The organism is Pseudomonas sp. ACN5, assembly GCF_002303975.1.
GTDB classification, from domain to species: Bacteria; Pseudomonadota; Gammaproteobacteria; order Pseudomonadales; family Pseudomonadaceae; genus Aquipseudomonas; species Aquipseudomonas laurylsulfatiphila.
Map to the genome: position 1 here is coordinate 36,841 of NZ_MRCP01000001.1, position 17,657 is coordinate 54,497.

The 17,657-nt window shown below is 58.4% G+C and carries 17 protein-coding genes; 6 read left to right on the forward strand and 11 right to left on the reverse strand.

Features of this window, described 5'->3' with window-relative positions; all coding sequences use genetic code 11:
• Window positions 1-86: 86 nt before the first annotated feature.
• From BSF40_RS00180 to BSF40_RS00195, 4 genes are all read right to left on the reverse strand, one after another.
• Window positions 87-503, reverse strand: a complete 417-nt coding sequence (locus BSF40_RS00180; protein WP_095963663.1) for a hypothetical protein — start codon at window positions 501-503, stop codon at window positions 87-89.
• 66 nt (window positions 504-569) lie between these two features.
• Complete coding sequence (locus BSF40_RS00185) at window positions 570-845, reverse strand: helix-turn-helix domain-containing protein (protein ID WP_095963664.1); 276 nt, start codon at window positions 843-845, stop codon at window positions 570-572.
• Window positions 846-933: 88 nt separating this feature from the next.
• Window positions 934-1,209 (reverse strand): DUF3077 domain-containing protein, encoded by a 276-nt coding sequence (locus BSF40_RS00190; RefSeq protein WP_095963665.1) that lies wholly within the window; start codon window positions 1,207-1,209, stop codon window positions 934-936.
• A gap of 124 nt (window positions 1,210-1,333) precedes the next feature.
• On the reverse strand, window positions 1,334-1,552 hold the full coding sequence (locus tag BSF40_RS00195) for a helix-turn-helix domain-containing protein (protein ID WP_256589391.1): 219 nt from the start codon (window positions 1,550-1,552) through the stop codon (window positions 1,334-1,336).
• A 170-nt stretch (window positions 1,553-1,722) separates the two neighbouring features.
• Here BSF40_RS00195 and BSF40_RS00200 point away from each other — a divergent pair, with 170 nt between their 5' ends.
• Entirely contained in the window at window positions 1,723-2,274 is a 552-nt protein-coding gene (locus BSF40_RS00200) for a hypothetical protein (protein ID WP_095963667.1), read from the forward strand.
• Here the strand turns inward: BSF40_RS00200 and BSF40_RS00205 are convergent, their stop codons facing one another.
• Window positions 2,275-3,489 carry a site-specific integrase gene (locus BSF40_RS00205; RefSeq protein ID WP_095963668.1) on the reverse strand — a complete coding sequence of 405 codons (1,215 nt, stop codon included), beginning with the start codon at window positions 3,487-3,489 and terminating at the stop codon, window positions 2,275-2,277. It abuts the gene before it with no gap.
• 434 nt (window positions 3,490-3,923) lie between these two features.
• Here BSF40_RS00205 and BSF40_RS00210 point away from each other — a divergent pair, with 434 nt between their 5' ends.
• A complete protein-coding gene (locus BSF40_RS00210) occupies window positions 3,924-8,051 on the forward strand; it encodes a DUF5801 repeats-in-toxin domain-containing protein (RefSeq protein ID WP_095963669.1) in 4,128 nt (1,375 codons plus the stop codon).
• A gap of 285 nt (window positions 8,052-8,336) precedes the next feature.
• On the opposite strand, the gene BSF40_RS00215 is transcribed toward BSF40_RS00210, so the two are convergent.
• Window positions 8,337-9,053, reverse strand: a complete 717-nt coding sequence (locus tag BSF40_RS00215; RefSeq protein ID WP_371918045.1) for a response regulator transcription factor — start codon at window positions 9,051-9,053, stop codon at window positions 8,337-8,339.
• Window positions 9,050-9,175, reverse strand: a complete 126-nt coding sequence (locus tag BSF40_RS32880) for a hypothetical protein (protein WP_256589392.1) — start codon at window positions 9,173-9,175, stop codon at window positions 9,050-9,052. The genes BSF40_RS00215 and BSF40_RS32880 overlap by 4 nt, the downstream gene beginning before the upstream one ends.
• A gap of 612 nt (window positions 9,176-9,787) precedes the next feature.
• Here BSF40_RS32880 and BSF40_RS00220 point away from each other — a divergent pair.
• The 4 genes from BSF40_RS00220 to BSF40_RS00235 all read left to right on the forward strand — a co-directional run bounded on the left by BSF40_RS00220 (window position 9,788) and on the right by BSF40_RS00235 (window position 14,968).
• Complete coding sequence (locus BSF40_RS00220; RefSeq protein WP_095963671.1) at window positions 9,788-11,392, forward strand: tetratricopeptide repeat-containing response regulator; 1,605 nt, start codon at window positions 9,788-9,790, stop codon at window positions 11,390-11,392.
• Window positions 11,389-12,081 (forward strand): sensor histidine kinase KdpD, encoded by a 693-nt coding sequence (locus BSF40_RS00225; protein ID WP_095963672.1) that lies wholly within the window; start codon window positions 11,389-11,391, stop codon window positions 12,079-12,081. Before BSF40_RS00220 ends, BSF40_RS00225 begins: the two co-directional genes overlap by 4 nt.
• Before the next feature lie 201 nt (window positions 12,082-12,282).
• Window positions 12,283-13,527, forward strand: a complete 1,245-nt coding sequence (locus BSF40_RS00230; RefSeq protein ID WP_172435664.1) for a glutamine synthetase family protein — start codon at window positions 12,283-12,285, stop codon at window positions 13,525-13,527.
• Between the two features lie 70 nt (window positions 13,528-13,597).
• Window positions 13,598-14,968, forward strand: coding sequence for an MFS transporter (locus tag BSF40_RS00235; RefSeq protein WP_095963674.1), 1,371 nt, complete (start codon window positions 13,598-13,600; stop codon window positions 14,966-14,968).
• A 63-nt stretch (window positions 14,969-15,031) separates the two neighbouring features.
• Here the strand turns inward: BSF40_RS00235 and BSF40_RS00240 are convergent, their stop codons facing one another.
• From BSF40_RS00240 to flgA, 4 genes are all read right to left on the reverse strand, one after another.
• Complete coding sequence (locus BSF40_RS00240; RefSeq protein WP_095963675.1) at window positions 15,032-15,778, reverse strand: flagellar brake protein; 747 nt, start codon at window positions 15,776-15,778, stop codon at window positions 15,032-15,034.
• 93 nt (window positions 15,779-15,871) lie between these two features.
• On the reverse strand, window positions 15,872-16,336 hold the full coding sequence (locus BSF40_RS00245; protein ID WP_095963676.1) for a flagella synthesis protein FlgN: 465 nt from the start codon (window positions 16,334-16,336) through the stop codon (window positions 15,872-15,874).
• Window positions 16,337-16,384: 48 nt separating this feature from the next.
• A complete protein-coding gene (gene flgM, locus BSF40_RS00250) occupies window positions 16,385-16,711 on the reverse strand; it encodes a flagellar biosynthesis anti-sigma factor FlgM (RefSeq protein ID WP_095963677.1) in 327 nt (108 codons plus the stop codon).
• 167 nt (window positions 16,712-16,878) lie between these two features.
• On the reverse strand, window positions 16,879-17,637 hold the full coding sequence (flgA, locus tag BSF40_RS00255; RefSeq protein ID WP_095963678.1) for a flagellar basal body P-ring formation chaperone FlgA: 759 nt from the start codon (window positions 17,635-17,637) through the stop codon (window positions 16,879-16,881).
• Between the last annotated feature and the right edge of the window lie 20 nt (window positions 17,638-17,657).

The following is a 17,657-nucleotide window of genomic DNA, read 5'->3' on the forward strand; positions in this document are numbered from 1 at the left end:
CCAATACAAAACCACACACAACGGGACTTGCTTTTTTTCTATGCGTATTGAATCGATACCGCTACGTGTATTGAATCAATACAGGATCAATTCGAACTTGTGAGTTCCCGAATGGTCTTCAATGGAGCGTTTGTCCATGACACCTCAAGATCCTTTCCCGGGCACTCATCTATTGCGTACCAAGAGAGCGCATAGAGCGCGCACCTGGAGCCGTGTCGAGAAAAGTAACTACTCCTGGTTTGGACGATCCACCCACCACCCAACAAATCAGAAAGAGCCTTTTGAAGCATATTTGGGGAAGTCACGCCCCAGTCTTTCGCCATCGTCCGTGTAGCCGCTAAGTTTCCGTTGTTGCTGCCGTTGTATTGCATATGGATTTCCATCAGAACGGCGCGGGCAACGAAGCTCAGCGATCGGTATTGTTCCGATTGCCCCATCGTCCACAGCATCATGGCGAAGGGCTTAGTCTTTGCCTTGAATACCTTTTTACTTTTAATCGCCATTGCGCAGCTCGCAGGCAGGCCGGGGGGTGTCGTTCTTGCGAACGAGACCCCGGAGCGCAGTTCAAATCAGGATTCCAGGGCGGCAGCACCAATGGGCTCGCCCAACAGGACATAGCAGCCGATGCGATGAGGCCGGCGGCCGGATCCGCTGGCCGCATACGTCCACTCGGTGCGGATCGAGAATCCTCGATTCCGCAACCAGCGAATCGTTGAGGGCGGGTGCACAATGTCGAGCGCCTGGGCGGCCTCAAGTGTGGTTACCGGGCCGGAGCGAAGGGCGCTCACAAGGCGCAGGGCCTGTGCTTCTGTACAGTGATTGTCAGCGTTATGAACATATGTCACGATTCAGTCCTCACGTTGGTGCTACCCAATGTTGTTTTGCCCTGGCGGTGCTCGAACACCGCTTTGGGCTTATTCCTCGATTCGCCGCTCAAACCATTCCCCCTAAACCCTCAATCGCTGAATCAATGATTGCCTTTGCCGACTCCAGAGCGTGATGAAGTAACCACGCCTGATTCCCCTCTATTGCTTCAGCCCCCATTCCCACCCCGTAAACTGTGCTTACGGAAACAGACAGTAGGTCGGAGGCAGTAGCTAGGGCATATACCGTTGGAACGCCGGGCCTTACTGCAAAAACATCTTGATGATTGCCAACATCCCCACAGAGTGAAAACGTCGACTCGCCCGTTACAATTGACTTGTTCATATCGCTACTACCTCCACTCGCACCGCGCCCAAGTTCTTGAGCACTTCCAGATCAATTAGCTTTACCGTCGCAGCTAGCGTCAGCACGCCAAGAACTATCCCTGCGCGGTCGAGGATTCGGACGTTCATCGGGCATTCTCCGACGCTATTCGATTAATCCAGAGCTCCAGCTCTCGAACCAATATCATTCGGCGCTTACCTGTCTTGAAGGATCGCAGCTCGCCGGCGGCGATCGCTTTGTAAATCCCGCTACGGCTGTGCGCAGTCATTCGAGCAGCTTCATCGGGACCTACGACTAGGGTTGGCGGTAGGGATGCTTCCGATTTCGAAATTTGTTGTTCCACGTTTCTCTCCTTCTGGCTGTGGTGTATTGCCAGATGTGGCCACCATAACTGACCCTAATTTGCCGTGTCCACATTTTTCTTACACGTATCGACACATGGAGAGACGCGTTGACAATTGTTGCCGCTGTGGCATTCTCGAATCACCTCCCTACGTAAAGACTGAGACCAAAATGGCCAAAGCCCTTCCAAACCGCGCTAAAGCAGAAACTTTATCGTTGAGGATTTCACCGAATTTAAAGTTTGGCTTGGAGTTGCTTGCACGAATGGAAGAGCGGTCTTTGACGACCGAAGTTGAAAAGGCGCTAGGGGAGTTGTTTGATCGTACGCCAGTTGATGTTAGTTATCTGGGAACGATGACGTTGGAGAATAGCGGGCGATTCGAAGAGTTGTGTTTTTTCGAACTTATGACACTCATTTATTCGATTGATGCGCCAACCAGGCTTATAAGAACCGCCATTTTACTCCCGCAAACGCTTACCCAGCGTGAGATGGCAATACTTGATTTTGCTTCAGAGCAACCACAGCTTTTTGGTGATGTAACTAATTATTTTTCTCTAAATATCGGTCATGAGGGGTTGCTTATTGAGTTGACTAAAGAGTATTTCAAGTCTAACCAGCCACTTGACTTGCAGGCTCTTCGCCGGAACTGGAAGACCATCAATGACGTAGTAGACTACGCGCTGGATAATGGGCATTACCCAGAAAAAATAATTTTGGTTTGATTATCCGATAAGTTCAACAGCGGCCGCCTTTGTACCAGGTGCCAAGTGAGCATAGCGAAGGGTCATCTTGATATCTGAATGCCCCAGCAGATCGCGAACAGTATTGAGCGGGACACCTGCCATAACGAGCCGTGACGCGAAGTCGTGGCGCATATCATGCCAGCGGAAACCGCTTACCTTGGCTCGCTCGAGCAGCTTCATCCAGGCGCTCTTTACGTCTTCCATCCGCCCGCCGCCCTGGCTGGCAAAGACGTAGCCGCTGCCGTCTCCCTGCTTTTTCCATTCTTCAAGGGTGCTGAGCGCTTCCTTGTTGGTCGGGATGTGCCGGGTTTCACTAGTTTTGGCAGTAGCGCCAACGATAGTGATGGTTTTGGTGGCGAAGTTGACGTCTGACCATTTCAGATTGAACAGCTCGCCGCGGCGCACGCCGGTATTCAGCGCCAGCAGGATCATAGGCTTTAAGTGATCGGTGAATGCTACGGCACGCAGATCGGTCTGCAGCTCTTTGCCACGCTCTGATCGCCATCTGTTCGCGCTGTCGCGTTCGGCCCGCATTTGCTCTTGGCGCTCGTCCATCGCTGTTCTCAGGCTGGCTGCTTCAGTCGCTGATAAATATCTGACCTGGCCTTTCGAGTCGACCTTGAGTTGTTTCAGCTTGTCCAGTGGGTGGTCACTGATAAAACCCCACTCCACGGCTCGGCTGAATACGCCGCTGATGGTGCCCATCTTGCGATTGGCTGTCGCCGGCTTGTTCCCGCTGTTGAGCCAGGAGGTTCGCACCTGCTCCAGATCTCGGCCGGCAACCTCGGTAAGGCGGCGCGTCATGATCGCGGAGAAGTTGTTATCCAGGGTGTGCAGTGTTTTTTCATACCCTTTGTGGTGAGCCTTGAACCACGGCAAATACGTATCGTCGAGAAATTCGCGCAGGGTAGGGGTGTTGGCTGTGCGGCGGTTTTGTGTGACTGCCAGGGGTTCGCCGTGTTCATGCGCGTCGGCCAGGTATCGGGCTGCGTCTGTTCTGGCCTGGGCCAATGTCAGCTTTCCAACGCGGCCAAGCGATCGCTCCCGGTTGCGCGCCCACGAAACCATATAGGCCATGTGTCCGCTCGGCTGTACCCGGATGAACAGCCCCGGCTGGTCAGTGTCGAAAACGCGGTAGTGCTTCTCCTGGGGGGCCAGGCTGTTGATGAGTTTCTGAGTGATCTTGGCTTTCATGTCCGTACCAGCAGGCTACCAGCAGAAAGCACAGTACCAGCCAGTTTTAGAATACACAACCACACGCTTAGCGCCTGTGGCTGCGGGCCTTAGCCCTTATTCATTGGGCTTTATTTGACCCTCCTAAGGGGAAGGTTGGCAGTTCGAACCTGCCCTGGGACACCATATTCTGCAGCTCCCCGCCTGTTCCAACACCTCCTTTTCACGACTTGTAGATAAAACTCGACAAATACAGGTGCTCAGGGTTTATCGAAGCCATCAACCCTGCCTTCGCGACTTTCCCTCTCCTCTCCCTCGTAGTCTGAATCTCCCATTCCGTCTGGGAGTATCCGCCGATGTGCGGCCTGTAGTGCTTGTTCATAGTTGAGACCTGTAGATCAGAAAATGGTCCAAGGTCGATCTCCGATGACTGGACCCCCGCTCAGGAGAAAGTCATGGCTATGCGCAAGAAAACCTCATCGCCAACGAATGACCTGGCCAGTAACGCCGGTGACCATCCTTCACCCGTCAACCACGACTGGACTTTTACCTACATTCCGACCGTCACCACCAACCTTAAAGACTACGCACCGGGCAGCACTGCCATCATTACAGCCAGCGGTTTCGCTGCCGGCAGTACTGTGACGCTCGAAGTGGACCATGCCGTCGGTGCTGGCGCGGATGGCGTGTGGGGCACGTCCGACGATGTGCTCGATATCAACACCGGCGCGGGTCACGAGCCCTGGTCCGTGACCGACGGCGGTGCCGGCGATCTCGACGGCCAGGTCAACGGCAGCGTCACCACCTCCTGGTACGTGAATCCCGACGACTCGGCGGGCGCAACGTTTCTGCTCACCGCAGCCTCTGCAGGCGTCGATGGAGTCGTCGGCACCGGTGACGACGCCGTGGCGACAACTTGGTTTACGGACAGCGTTTTGGGCGTTGTGGCGACTGGCGAGGACGTGACACTGGACGAAACGGCCGGGTTACAGAACGCCACTGCCACGCCAACCCCTGCGGGGGACGCTGACGACAACGACATTCTGGTGGCGTCCCTGCCTTCGACCTTCACTACCCGTTTAGCCGCACTGGGGGCAGGTACCGCCACGGGCGCGGCCTTGAGTGGCTATACCGGTGCCGTGGGCAACACGGGCAGCAATGCATTCACCATCACCGCTGACCCCGGAGCAACCATTACCGATATCAGCTTCGTCGGCAGCTCCGGTGCACCGCTCAATGGCGTGGACAGCGGACTGGATACCCTCGATGGCACCAGCATCCTTCTTTATACAGATACGAACAACAACATCGTCGTGGGCCGAGCGGGCAGCGCAACCGGCGCGATCGTGTTCGCTGCCTACATTGAAGAAACCGGATCGCCGGTCACGGGCGGCAAGATCTGGACTGTGGAATACCAACCGCTCAAACATCCCGTCATGACGAATGCCGATGATTCGCTCAATCTGACGGATAAGGTTTTCATCGGAGCCAGCCAGGACATGGAGTTCAGCCTGGCCAACGCGCCCTCAGGTCAGAACCTCTTTCTGATGTTCACCAAGGCGAACCCGAACGTTGTCGATGTCGGTGGTGTGTTGCGGATCACCGATCCCACCATCATCGCCACCGGCAAGAACCCGGCAGACCAGTCAAGCGGTTTCAATATAACGACTGGCGACACGATCAATACCAGCCAGGCGGGGGGGCCGACCACCTTCGGCACCAACAATCAGATGATTGTGGAGCAAGAGGGCATCCGCTTTTCGTTCGTCACGGGTGCCAGGCAAAATGTGACCATTCCCAACCTGGACCAGAACGAAGCCGATCTTGAAGCCAACGTCGACTTTACCGACGTCTTCAATGCGAAGTCGGCCAGTTTCGATGTCGTGCAGTTGCAAAGCGGCAAGAGTGCCGTGGTAAGGGTCAGCGCATTCAGCACTGCTGCTGAACCTGGCGCGAATTTCATCAATGGATATGTGGGTGATACGTCGATTGCCATCACCAATGTTCGCGTCTTCAACAGTGCCGGGCAGGTGATCGAGAATTCGAACGGCTCGGTGAATGATCCGGCCATCTCCATCAGCTTTGCAGCGGGGGTTGCAACAATCACCGGCGTTAAAGCCGGCTACCAGATTGAATACACCACGACGTCGGACCACAACCGCGTGCTCGTCGAGAACGGGGCGGCCGTCAATGCCAAGGGCAATGAGCACGCCGATTTTGATATCGGTGGTTTCACGCTGGTCCAGGCCTCTATTTCGAAAGCCGAAATCGGTTCCAAGATCATCTTCGACGACGATGGACCGAGCATCAGCACCACCGGCACTGAGCCAACGCTGACAGTGGACGAGACGCTGTTGGCGACTGACGCCACCCAGAGCTATGCCGCCAACTTCAACTCGGCGTTTGGCGCTGATGGTGCCGGGACGCTGACCTATGCACTGGGCGTGGTGGCCGGAGCCTCCGGGCTGACAGACACCGCTTCGGGCCAGGCGGTAAACCTGTCGCTCAATGGCACTGTGGTCGAAGGGCGTACGGCCCTCAGCAATCTGCTGGTATTCACGGTCAGTGTCGCCGCCGATGGCAGCGTCACGCTTGACCAACTGCGCGCCGTGGTGCATCCCGACCCAAGCAATCCGGATGATTCGACGAGCCTGACTTCGGACAACCTGGTGACGCTGACCGCGACCAAGACCGACGGGGATGGCGACAGCGCCCAGGCGACCCTCAACATCGGGCAGAACCTGGTGTTCAAGGACGACGGACCGAGCATCAGCACCACCGGCACGGAGCCGACGCTGACAGTGGACGAGACGCTACTGACGACCGACGCCACCCAGAGCTATGCCGCCAACTTCAACTCGGCGTTTGGCGCCGATGGGGCGGGCACTCTGACCTATGCACTGGGCGTGGTGGCGGGAGCCTCCGGGTTGACGGACACGGCTTCGGGCCAGGCGGTGAACCTGTCGCTCAATGGCACTGTGGTCGAAGGCCGCACGGCCACGAGCAATCTGCTGGTATTCACGGTCAGTGTCGCCGCCGATGGCAGCGTCACGCTCGACCAACTGCGCGCCGTGGTGCATTCCGACCCAAACAATCCGGATGATTCGAGGACGTTGACCGCGGACAACCTGGTGACGCTGACGGCGATCAAGACCGACGGGGACGGCGACAGCGCCCAGGCGACGCTGAACATCGGGCAGAACCTGGTGTTCAAGGACGACGGGCCGGCACTCAGTTTCGGCAACCTGATCGGGACCGGTAGCGTCCTGGCGCAATCCGGGTTCTGGAATATGGCGACCGGAGCCGACGGGCTGGGTGCGGCCGGTCTGGATATCTCGTTGGTCAACAACCAGTTCACCCTCGTCAGGCCAGACAACACGACCACGACCGGGACCGGCACGCTCACCGAGCTGGCGCAGTCACCGGATGTCAATGGCGCGTACCAGTTCGCGGGAACCTTGACCGGTGATTTCGACAACAACGTTGCAACGGCCAATACCACCGTCGACTACACGTTGACTGCCTATGCCGATGGTCGCTATGCACTGGATCTGGTGCAGGGCTTCAGTTCGACCATCGTGCTCAGCAGTGCCGACGGCTCGCTCGCTGCCGGCGGCCCGGACTCGGTGCGCACATTGTTGATTCCTCAGACGAGTAACCCGGCTATTCCTTCGACATCCGAGGAGATCGTGTTCTTTTCCGCGAAGGCGCTTGCTTCGACCGCGGACATCCTGACCGGCATCGGGCTCGGAGCACCCGACCCCACCGAAGCCACGCTGCAGACCAACCCCCTGCCGTCGTACATAGACCCGGCGGCGATGAACGTCAGCACGTCCGGCATCGGCGTCGGCAACAACGTTTTCCAGGGAGACAACCTGGCGGCAATCAGCGCCGCCGATGAAAGTTTCGTCATCAATCCAGAGAGCCTGCTGACGGGCATGAAGGTCTTCATCGACAACTCCGTGGCGGGCTACAACACGGCGACCGAGGACCTGTATTACAGGATCTACTACGCCGATGGCACGAATTCGAGCCTCGTCGAGGTGAACACCCTGACGCCGGAAGCGGGCGGGCAGGTGTCTTTCCTCGTGCAGAAGGAGGGCACGACACTGATCGACGCTGTCCAGCTGACGATGGGCCGGGGCGACGTCAAGATCCCGGTAATCCAGTTCATTCAGCAGAGCGAGAGTCTGGCCAGCGATGTCCAGCTGGCGTTCAGCGCGACGCTGACGGACAAGGATGGGGACTCGGCGACGAGTACGTTTGCCGCCAACCTGTTCGCCAACGACCCGGCCAACGCTACCTTTGACTTCTCGCTGGTTGGCACCATCGGTCAGCAGGATGCGTTCAACATTGACCTGTCAGTCAATGAGAACCTGTACCAGGTCAGCGGCTTCGATGTGGGCTCGGGCGTGCAAGACAAGCTGGTGCTCAACGGTGACCCGAACGCTGTTGTTCAATCGATCAACAACACCGGCGCAGACAGCGTCGTGACGGTTGCCGAGACGGGCGGACAAACAACGACCATCACCTTGGTCGGGGTCGATGTTCAGAGTACCGACATCTTTTTTGGCAGCGCCTGAGGCTTTGCGCGCATGAACGGATGCGAGGGTGGCGCAGGAAACCACCCTCGCATTCTTTTTGCTGTTCTGATGCGAAATCCCCATGATCCCATGCGCTGCGAACTGCCGGGCAGCACAAGGCTTGAAGAGCGCGGAGGGTCGGTGCAGGTGGGCGAGGCAGGATTTACCGAGATCGACATCAGTCTTGCGAGGGCACTCAGTCCCGGGGCAGCTACAAGGATGGTGGAACAGTGACGGCCAGGCCCCTGAAAGTGAAGGGCAGACCGCCTTGTATCGACCTGAAATTCAATCCAGTTCCACCCAGGCGGACTCGGACGGTGCTTCGTTGTTGAGCCCGTGCTTGAGCGCATACATCAGCAAGTCGATGCGGTTGATCAGGTCAAGCTTTTGATAGATGTTGCTGAGGTGGTTGTGCACGGTGTGCTCGCTGATCCCCAGGCGCCCGGCGATGCTTACATATTTGGCGGACGGTTCGCCTACGATGGCGCGAATCAGTTCTCTCTCGCGCAACGTCAACCGCGCCTGTTTTGCCCGCTCCAGATTGCATTTCATGGGGATATGTCCGTTCGCGGCATAGCCGCCAAGGCCGCCGGCCCAGGCTCTATCCATTGCGCAGTCGCTATGGTGGACCTTGAGGATGGCCTGGATAATCGATTCCGTCGGGTCTTCCGCCAACACGATGCCGCGAGCGCCAGCCTCTATCGCCTGGGCAGCGGGGACGACTTCGTACAGACCCTTGAGCAGTAGCACTTTCATTTCGGTGCTACGGGTGAGGCCTGCGACGACGTCCAGAGGGTTCAGCGCATCCGGAAAGAAACTGAAAAAAATGACATCGGGCCGCAACTGATCGGCAAGATCCAGCGCCTGGGTATAGGTGGTGGCCTGTCCTGTCACTTCCATTCGGGGCTTTCTGGCATTGATCAAGTCGTGAAGGCCCATGAGTACGAGGGGGCGACAATCGATCAACATCACGCCAATGGGCTCTTTTGGGTCGGTCATCATCTTCCTGAGCCCCTTGAAAAGCCCATGATGGCTTCCACCGGCAGGCGGCGCGAACGTTTCCAGAAGGCAGCCAAAGCCCGGGAGAGCAGATAAATACGAGTAATTATCAGTGGTTTACGCATGATGATTTGCTCCCTCCCGCCTCTCAACTGATTCTAGGTCAACCCGGAGCGCTACCGGCCCACCCGTCCGTCAGTCCTCGATCCAGGTCCGGTGCGGCCAGGCCTGTCCGATGCTCTCGAGAAGGGGAGTAACCCTCGAAAATCAAGGTATTAGGCCCGCCAAAGATGGCCAATTGCCAAGGTCGGATCCACATCATGGTCGTCAATTAATCGACGAGTGGCGATAACTTAGGAACGCTAATATCGAGCTGGTCAATTTATCGGCGAAATCTGCCTGGCCCGACACTGGCAATTGCTGGAGTTCAGCATTGCTGGTGTTCATGTTTCAGCACATTTTTGTGCGCGACGTCTCGTTTTCAGAAACGCCTTCACCTGTTCAGAGTGAGCGTTGGGGGAGGTTCTCAAGGGAATGCCATGGCTGGCCGATAACCCTGGCAGTTACGAGCTTCTTCATCTGTGGCGGTCGGTGCATGTGCTGATTGGCGATGAGAAGCTGTTTGATGGCCAAGGGCTACCAGCTATCATCTGCGCGCCAAATCAAGGGCTGCGAAGCTGAGTCCGTCCGTGTATTTGCCTTTGGGTTCTTCTTCTTAAATTGCCTGGAAATCTTCGATGCTGTCGTATCACCAAAAGCGTTTTCTGATCGTCGATGATTTCTCGGACTTCCGCAGTTCGGTTCGCTCGATGCTGCGCGAGCTGGGTGTCAAGGAAGTGGACACTGCCGATACCGGCGAACAGGCGCTGAAAATGTGTTCGCAGAAGCAGTACGACTTCATCCTGCAGGACTTTCACCTGGGCGACGGCAAGAAGAACGGCCAGCAGGTGCTCGAAGACCTGATGGAGGAAAAGTTGATCAGCCATGAAGCGGTGTTCGTGATGGTCACCGCCGAAACCAGCCAGGCCATGGTGCTCAGTGCGTTGGAGCATGAGCCCGATGCCTACCTGACCAAGCCGTTCAACCGTTCCAGCCTGGCCCAGCGCCTGGAGCGCCTGGAGCAGCGCAAGACTTTGCTCAAGCCGATCCTGCTGGCCCTCGACCGGGGCAAGCCGATGGAGGTGCTCAACGCCTGCATCGCCCTGTGCAAGCAAGACATCCGTTACTCGCCGTTGTGCCTGCGCTATCGCGCCGATGCCTTGCGCGACCTCAATCAGAACGAAGCGCTGGAGCGGCTGTACGACGGCATCATCGCCGACCGTCCGTTGCCATGGGCGTTTGCCGGGCTGGGCAAGTTGCTGTTCAAGCGCGGTCAGGTCGGGCAGGCCAAAGGTATCTACGAAAAAGCCCTGAAAGTGTTCCCGATGATGCCGTCGCTGTATGACGGCATGGCTGAGGTGCTGGTCGCCGAAGGGGACACCAAGGGGGCGCAGCGCGTTCTCGAAGAAGCGATTCGCCTGTCGCCGCTGGCGGTGCGCCGGCAAGCGTTGCTGGGCAAGCTGGCCATGACCAACGAGGACTTCGATACCGCTTCCAGAGCCTATCGTCAGGCGGTAGCCCAAGGCGCGCAGTCACGTTTCAAGGACCCTGAAAGTAACCTCGGCCTGGCTCACGCCTTGATCAGCAAGGGCCGCGACAGGGGGCTGGATACCCGCACCCGGCTGGAAATCAATACCACGCTGAGCGCAGTGGCCAAGGACAACCCCGGCGACCCTGGCCTGCAAATTCGTGCGCGCTTGATGAAGGCCACCAGTCTGCTGATCAACGATGCGGAAACGGCCGACAAGCTCACCGAGCAGGCCCTGTTGCGCCTCGATGGCATGGAGCAATTCATGAGCGCCGAAGCGGCGTTGCTGGTGGCCAAACAACTGAAAATGCTCGGGCAGTCCGAGGCCGGCACCGCGATGCTGAAAAACTGCGTGGAAATCTACGGCGACGATCCGGCGGTCATGAAGGACATCGCCAAGCAGACCGACGACCCGAGCATCCTCAATTCCGGCAACGCCGCCGCTGAACTCAACCGTCAGGGCGTGCGCGTCTACAAGACCGGCAATCTGGTGGAGGCCCGGCAGGTCTTTCGCAAAGCCCTGGTGATGCAACCGAAGAACATCAGTATCGCCCTGAACCTGGCGCAGTCGCTGTTGCACGGCACCGATACCAGCGTTGCTTCGGCGGAGCTGGAGGAATGCCGGACCTGCCTGAAAATGGTCGGCCTGATGCCCGACTCCGACGCGCGTTTTCCACGTTACCAAAAGCTCAAAAGCAAGGCGTTTGGCCAATGAACGAACATGAACAGGCACTGGATTTCTCCACGGTGATCGCCTCCACCGTGCACGACATGAAGAACTCGCTGGCCATGCTGATGCAGGCCCACAGCCAGTGGCTGGCGCGATTGCCGGAATCGGCGCAGCAGACGCCGGAGCAGGGCGTGATCGACTTCGAGTTCGCCCACCTCAACGGCATGCTGGTGCAGTTGCTGGGGCTGTATAAGCTCGGCGTCAACCAGATGCCGTTGCAACCGGCCTACCATGAGCTGGACGACTTCATCGAAGCGCAACTGGCGTGTCATCAAGAGGTGTTCGCCAGCCGCGGCATCATGGCCACCTATGAAGTGGACCCGCTGAGCCCGCTGGGTTTCTTCGACCGCGAGTTGATCGCGTCGGTATTGGCCAACTGCATCAACAACGCCATTCGTTTTGCACGGCATGCCGTTCTGATCAGTGTCAGTGACGAAGCCGGGCAACTGGTGTTGACCATCAATGACGATGGCGAGGGGTATCCGGCGCAGATGATCGAGCGTCAGGCCGATTACGCCCAAGGCATCAATCAAAGCACCGGCAGCACCGGCCTGGGCCTGTACTTTGCGGGGCGAATTGCTGCACTGCATCAACGCAACGGCGTGGGCGGGCACACCGAAATCAGCAATGGCGGTCCGTTGGGCGGCGGGGTGTTTCGTCTTTGCCTGCCCTGACAGGCAGCATATTTATCGACGCTGCTTGAAATTCCGAACACGCGGAGCCTATTTTGTACGGTCGCCGTTCGCGGCCCGCACAATAACAAGGATTGCGTCATGACGACCGTTGGCCTGAGTTCACTCGCGCAGCGATTGACGGGCATTGATGAAGTTGAATGTGTCACGCCGGATTTGAACGGCGTACCACGGGGCAAAGTGATGACCTCCGAGGGTTTTCTCGACGGTCGACGTTTGCAGTTGGCGCGGGGTGTGCTGCTGCAATGCATCATGGGCGGATATCCGCCGGCGCGTTTTTACGGCAGCGATGATGGCGACCTGGCGCTGATTCCGGACCCTGCACAAATCCACCGCTTGCCCTGGAGCAACCCGCCGCGGGCATTCGCCATTTGCGACGCGGACGAACTGGGCACTACCACCAGCTCCAATCTGTCGACCCGTGGCCAGCTCAAGGCAGTAATTGCCCGTTACGCGGCCCGCGGCCTGGCGCCCGTGGTGGCGACCGAGCTTGAGTTCTTCGTTTTTGCGCCTAACACCGACCCGACTCAGCCGTTCCAGCCACCGGTGGGGCAGGACGGTCGCCGCGAGGACGGTCAGTCGGCGTTCAGCGTCAGTTCCAATAACGGCTTGCGGCCGTTCTTCAATGAAGTCTACGCGTGCATGGCGGCCTTGGGATTGCCCCGCGATACCTTCATGCATGAGATGGGCGTCAGCCAGTTCGAGATCAACCTGCTGCATGGCGATCCGTTGCTGCTGGCCGACCAGACGTTCCTGTTCAAGCACCTGCTCAAGGAAGTGGCCCTCAAGCACGGCCTGAGCGTGGTTTGCATGGCCAAGCCGTTGGCGCATACGCCGGGCAGTTCGATGCATATTCACCAGAGCGTGGTCGAGATCGATTCGGGGCGTAACGTGTTCAGTGACGAGGCGGGGCAGGAGACGGCCACCTTCCGCCATTTCATTGCCGGTCAGCAAGTGTGCATGGCCGACTTCACCGCGTTGTTTGCGCCGAACGTGAACTCCTATCAGCGCTTGTGCCACCCTTACGCCTCGCCGAACAATGCCTGCTGGTCCCACGACAACCGGGCGGCCGGCCTGCGTATCCCGGCCAGTTTGCCGGTGGCCCGTCGGGTCGAGAACCGTTTGCCCGGGGCCGATGCCAACCCGTATCTGGCCATTGCCGCAAGCCTGGCGGCAGGGTTGCATGGCATCGAGAACGCATTGGAACCAAGCGCGCCGATCCAGGGTGAATTCGAAGTGCCGGACAATCTTTCATTACCGTGTACCTTGCATGCGGCACTTGAGCGTCTGAAACGTAGCCAGTTGGCCAAGGAACTGTTCGGTACGGAATTCATCGAAGGCTACATCGCTTCGAAGACCCTGGAGCTGAGCAGTTTCCATGATGAAATTACGCCCTGGGAACGACGTGTTTTAGCCGCCCAGGCCTGACGATCTGTCGACATCCGGCTATCGTTTAGCGATAGCCGATTCTCACTGCAAGGAGCCGCTCGGAACGCCGATGCGCCAAATCTGGAAATCCTTTCGAGCACTGTATTTCGCCTCGCTGATGATGTTGATCGGCTCGGGCCTGTTGAGTACTTACCTGGGCCTGCGCCTGGCGGCCGACCATGTCGACAGCCTGTGGGTCGGTGCGTTGATGGCCGCCAACTATTTCGGCCTGGTGCTGGGGGGCAAGATCGGTCACCGCTTGATTGCCCGGGTCGGGCATATCCGGGCCTACTCGGCCTGTGCCGGGATCGTCGGCGCGGCGGTGCTGGGCCATGGCCTGGTCGATTGGCTGCCGGCCTGGCTGTTCCTGCGGGTCATCGTGGGTCTGGGCATGATGTGCCAGTACATGGTGATCGAGAGCTGGCTCAATGAGCAGGCCGATGCCAATCAGCGTGGCATGGTGTTCAGCGGTTACATGATTGCTTCGTACCTGGGCCTGGTGCTGGGGCAGTTGATTCTGGTCATGCACCCGGCGCTGGGACTGGAGCTGCTGATGCTGGTCGCCCTGTGTTTTGCCCTGTGTCTGGTACCTGTGGCCCTGACCCGGCGGATTCACCCTGCACCCTTGCATCCTGCACCGATGGAGCCACGGTTCTTTATCAAACGTGTCCCGCAATCATTGAGTACGGTGCTCGGGGCGGGCCTGATTGTCGGTTCGTTCTACGGTCTGGCGCCGCTGTATGCCTCGCAGCAAGGGTTGTCCACGGAGCAGGTCGGTCTGTTCATGGGTAGCTGCATTTTTGCCGGGCTGCTGGTGCAGTGGCCGTTGGGCTGGTTGTCCGACCGCTACGATCGGGCCGTGCTGATCCGCAGTTTCGCGTTCAGCCTGGCACTGGCTGCCCTGCCGCTGGCGATCATGCCGCAGGTGCCGCTGGAGGTGTTGTTCATCGCCGGGTTCCTTTGCTCGCTGGTGCAGTTCTGCCTGTATCCGTTGGCGGTGGCGTTCTCCAATGACCATGTCGAAGGTGATCGCCGGGTGTCCCTGACGGCGATGTTGCTGGTCACCTATGGCGTGGGTGCGAGTATCGGACCACTGGTGGCAGGTGTGCTGATGAAACTGTTTGGCAGCCAGATGCTCTATGCGTTCTTCAGTTTCTTTTCGTTGGTGCTGGTGTGGCGGATTCGCCCGAAAGCGGTGACCAACCTGCATCAGGTCGACGACGCACCGCTGCATCACGTGGCCATGCCGGACAATATGACGAGTTCGCCACTGGTGGCCTGCCTCGACCCGCGCGTTGATGAACAGGTGGTGCAGGATCAGATGCACACTCCGGTGAGTACCGAGCCAGAACCTGAAACCGTCACCGAAACTGAAACAGATCAGCCGCCGCAAGACCCTGATACAGGGCGGGACCCTAACTTCAGCGAGGCCAGGCCTTAAAGCCGGGGCACAAAAAAACGGGCAGTCACCGCAAGGGACTGCCCGTTTTTTGTGGAGGCTCTATCAGATGTCGTCTTTGTCGAAGCGGCGCGCTTCGCGTTGCAACTGGTAGACGAAGCGTTCGACCTGACGCTGTACCAGTCCGCTCATGTTGTGGAAGCGAACGCCGGCGAAGGTGGTGGAGATCTTTTCTTCGAAGTGCAGATAACGCAACTCGACTGGCGCCGTCATCTTGCCAAAGGGCAGGTCGGCGTTGAAGCGGTCGTACACCTGACCCAGTTGCAGGCTGCCCGTGATGTCGCCGTCGAAACGCAGTTTGCAGCCGGTAGCGGAAATATCCAGCAGCTTGCCGCTGATGGAGGTCTTGAGCTTTTCGCCGTCGAGATTGACGTTGACCAGTTGTGCCAGCTTCAGTGCCGCGCGGAACGCATTGCGGCGCTGGTGGTACACCACTTCATCGGGCAGGGTGCCGCGATAGCAGCGGCTGCCACCGGATTCGTCGATCTTCAATTGGCCGTTGCTTTCCCAGGCAATGCGCACACCTTCGTGGAAGCCTTCGATCCTGAAAGGTTCGCCCGCCATCAGGTAGCGCTCGCCATCGCGAGGAATCATTTCGTCCAGGGCAATCATGTTGCTTTCACGGTCCAGGTCCACCAGATAGCTCTGGAAGCGCTGGCTGCGCTCGTGGAACGTGATGATCAGCGGGTCATGGCTTTCGAGCAGCTGGCGCAGATTGCTGGAGATTTCCAAGGGCGTTGAGAGCACCTTGGGTGGCTGCGGAGCATCATCCACGGATAAGGCATTGGACACGGTTAATCAATCTCCAGGCAAAATTTGACTACGGCTAGCCAGCATTTTGCCAGCATCTTTCGCGTCTTGGATAGAGCGGGCACATCAAGCGGCCTAAGCCTGACTGAGCGGGCGCGGCTTAGCAAGCTTGGAGAATGTTCCGCTGGCATCATAAAGCGCCGGCGTTTCACCGGTGAGGATTTTCAGCTGGGTGGCCGTAGCGGCCTGCTGAGTGAGGATCGACTGGCCGTTGTTGGCGTTGATGGCCTGGCACTGAGCCAGGAGATCGGTCAGCACGTCACTTTGCGCCAGCAACTGGTCGCCAATGCTCGACTGGCTGGCCAGTTGCTCCAGCCCGCCGCGGTTGGTCGGCAGGTTGAGGCTGGCGAGAATTTCACTGCGCTTGCGGCCATGCTGTTCGAGCAGGACGACCAATGCCTGTTTCTGCGCCAGGATGCCCTCGAGCAATGGCATGTCACGGCCATGCAAGGCGAGGGATTCGGTCTGCAATAATTCCAGCAGTTGTTGCGCTGGAGCAAAGTCGTCGGTGATCAGTTGCAGTAAATGGGTGTCGTGCATGGCTGGCCTTGGGTTTTAAGCGTCCAAAAGCCTGGCGCCGGCGGTAGCCTAGCGCTGGGCTTCGAAGTTGAGCAGTTTGCTGGCTACACGGTTGCTGTCGACTTTATAGCTGCCATCGGCAATCGCTGCTTTCAACTCGGCCACGCGGGCCTTGTCGACGGCAGGCTGATCGCGCAGCTTGTCATTGACCTTCTGCAACTGTTGAGCCTCATTGCTGAGATGTACCGATTCCCCGCTGTTGACGGTACCGGCCTGTTCGGCCGCGGATTCCAGCGGCGCGGTTTTGCCGGTTTCGGCGCTTTCCTTGCTGGCGCTGGTACGTGTACTGCCCGTAAGGGACGAGGAGCTGTTCAAACGGCTGAAATCGATGACCATGATAAAAAACCTCTGGGAATTTGGACGCTTGCCATGGTTTCGGCCATTCCCTGGAAAACTTTAGGCTCATTTATCAATGAACCTCGCGCGCGTCAGCGCTTGCCCTGCATGGAGCACAGTCTAGGGAACAGCCGCGGCAAGCGCCACATTCCGATGAACAGAACGCCTTACATGGACACCTCCACCTGCCCCGGCGCCATGACCTGCGCCTTGATGACCCGCTGGGAGTTGAGGTTCTTCACCCTGATCTGTTCGCTGAGGCTGCCGTTCGACAGGGCTTCGCCGGGCATGCGCACGCTGAGCGTACCGCTGCGGGCGGTAATCACCACCTGATCACCCTTGCGGATCACCTCGGCCTGTTCGATATGCACCAGGGTAATCACCTGGTCGGTGACCATTGGTCGGGTCAGTCGCTGCCCGATCGCCTGGTCGAGGGAGGTCAGGTAGCCCTGGCTGATCAGGCTGATATCGCGCTCGCGCAGCACCACATCCCCAGGCTCGACAATGGCGGCACGGCGCAGTGGCCGGGCGGTGGTCACGACATCGCGAAACAGGCGGACTTGAGCGGGTACGAAGACAGTCCAGGGGGCGGCGCCCTCGCAGCGGACCTTGACCGTGACCCGTCCCAGCGGCCTGGGACTCTCCAGCGTGGCTGTCAATTCCTTGTCGCACATGGGCATGTGCATGCGCGGGTCGAGCGGGTTGACCTGGATCTCGTAGCGACCTTCCGTTTGACTGGTTGCCAGATAGTCCTCTACGGTGAATTCAAGAAAGCCCTGAGTGACGCCGATAAGCATGTCAGGCAAGGTAACCGCGTCAGCAAGGGCAGGGCTGCCAGCGTTGAACAGGCAAACAGCCGCCAGCACGCCGAGCAATTTGCGGTAGGGTGTGGTCAGGCGTCGAAAAAATGTCGGTTCTGTGTTCATAACGATTAAAAAAGCAAGCG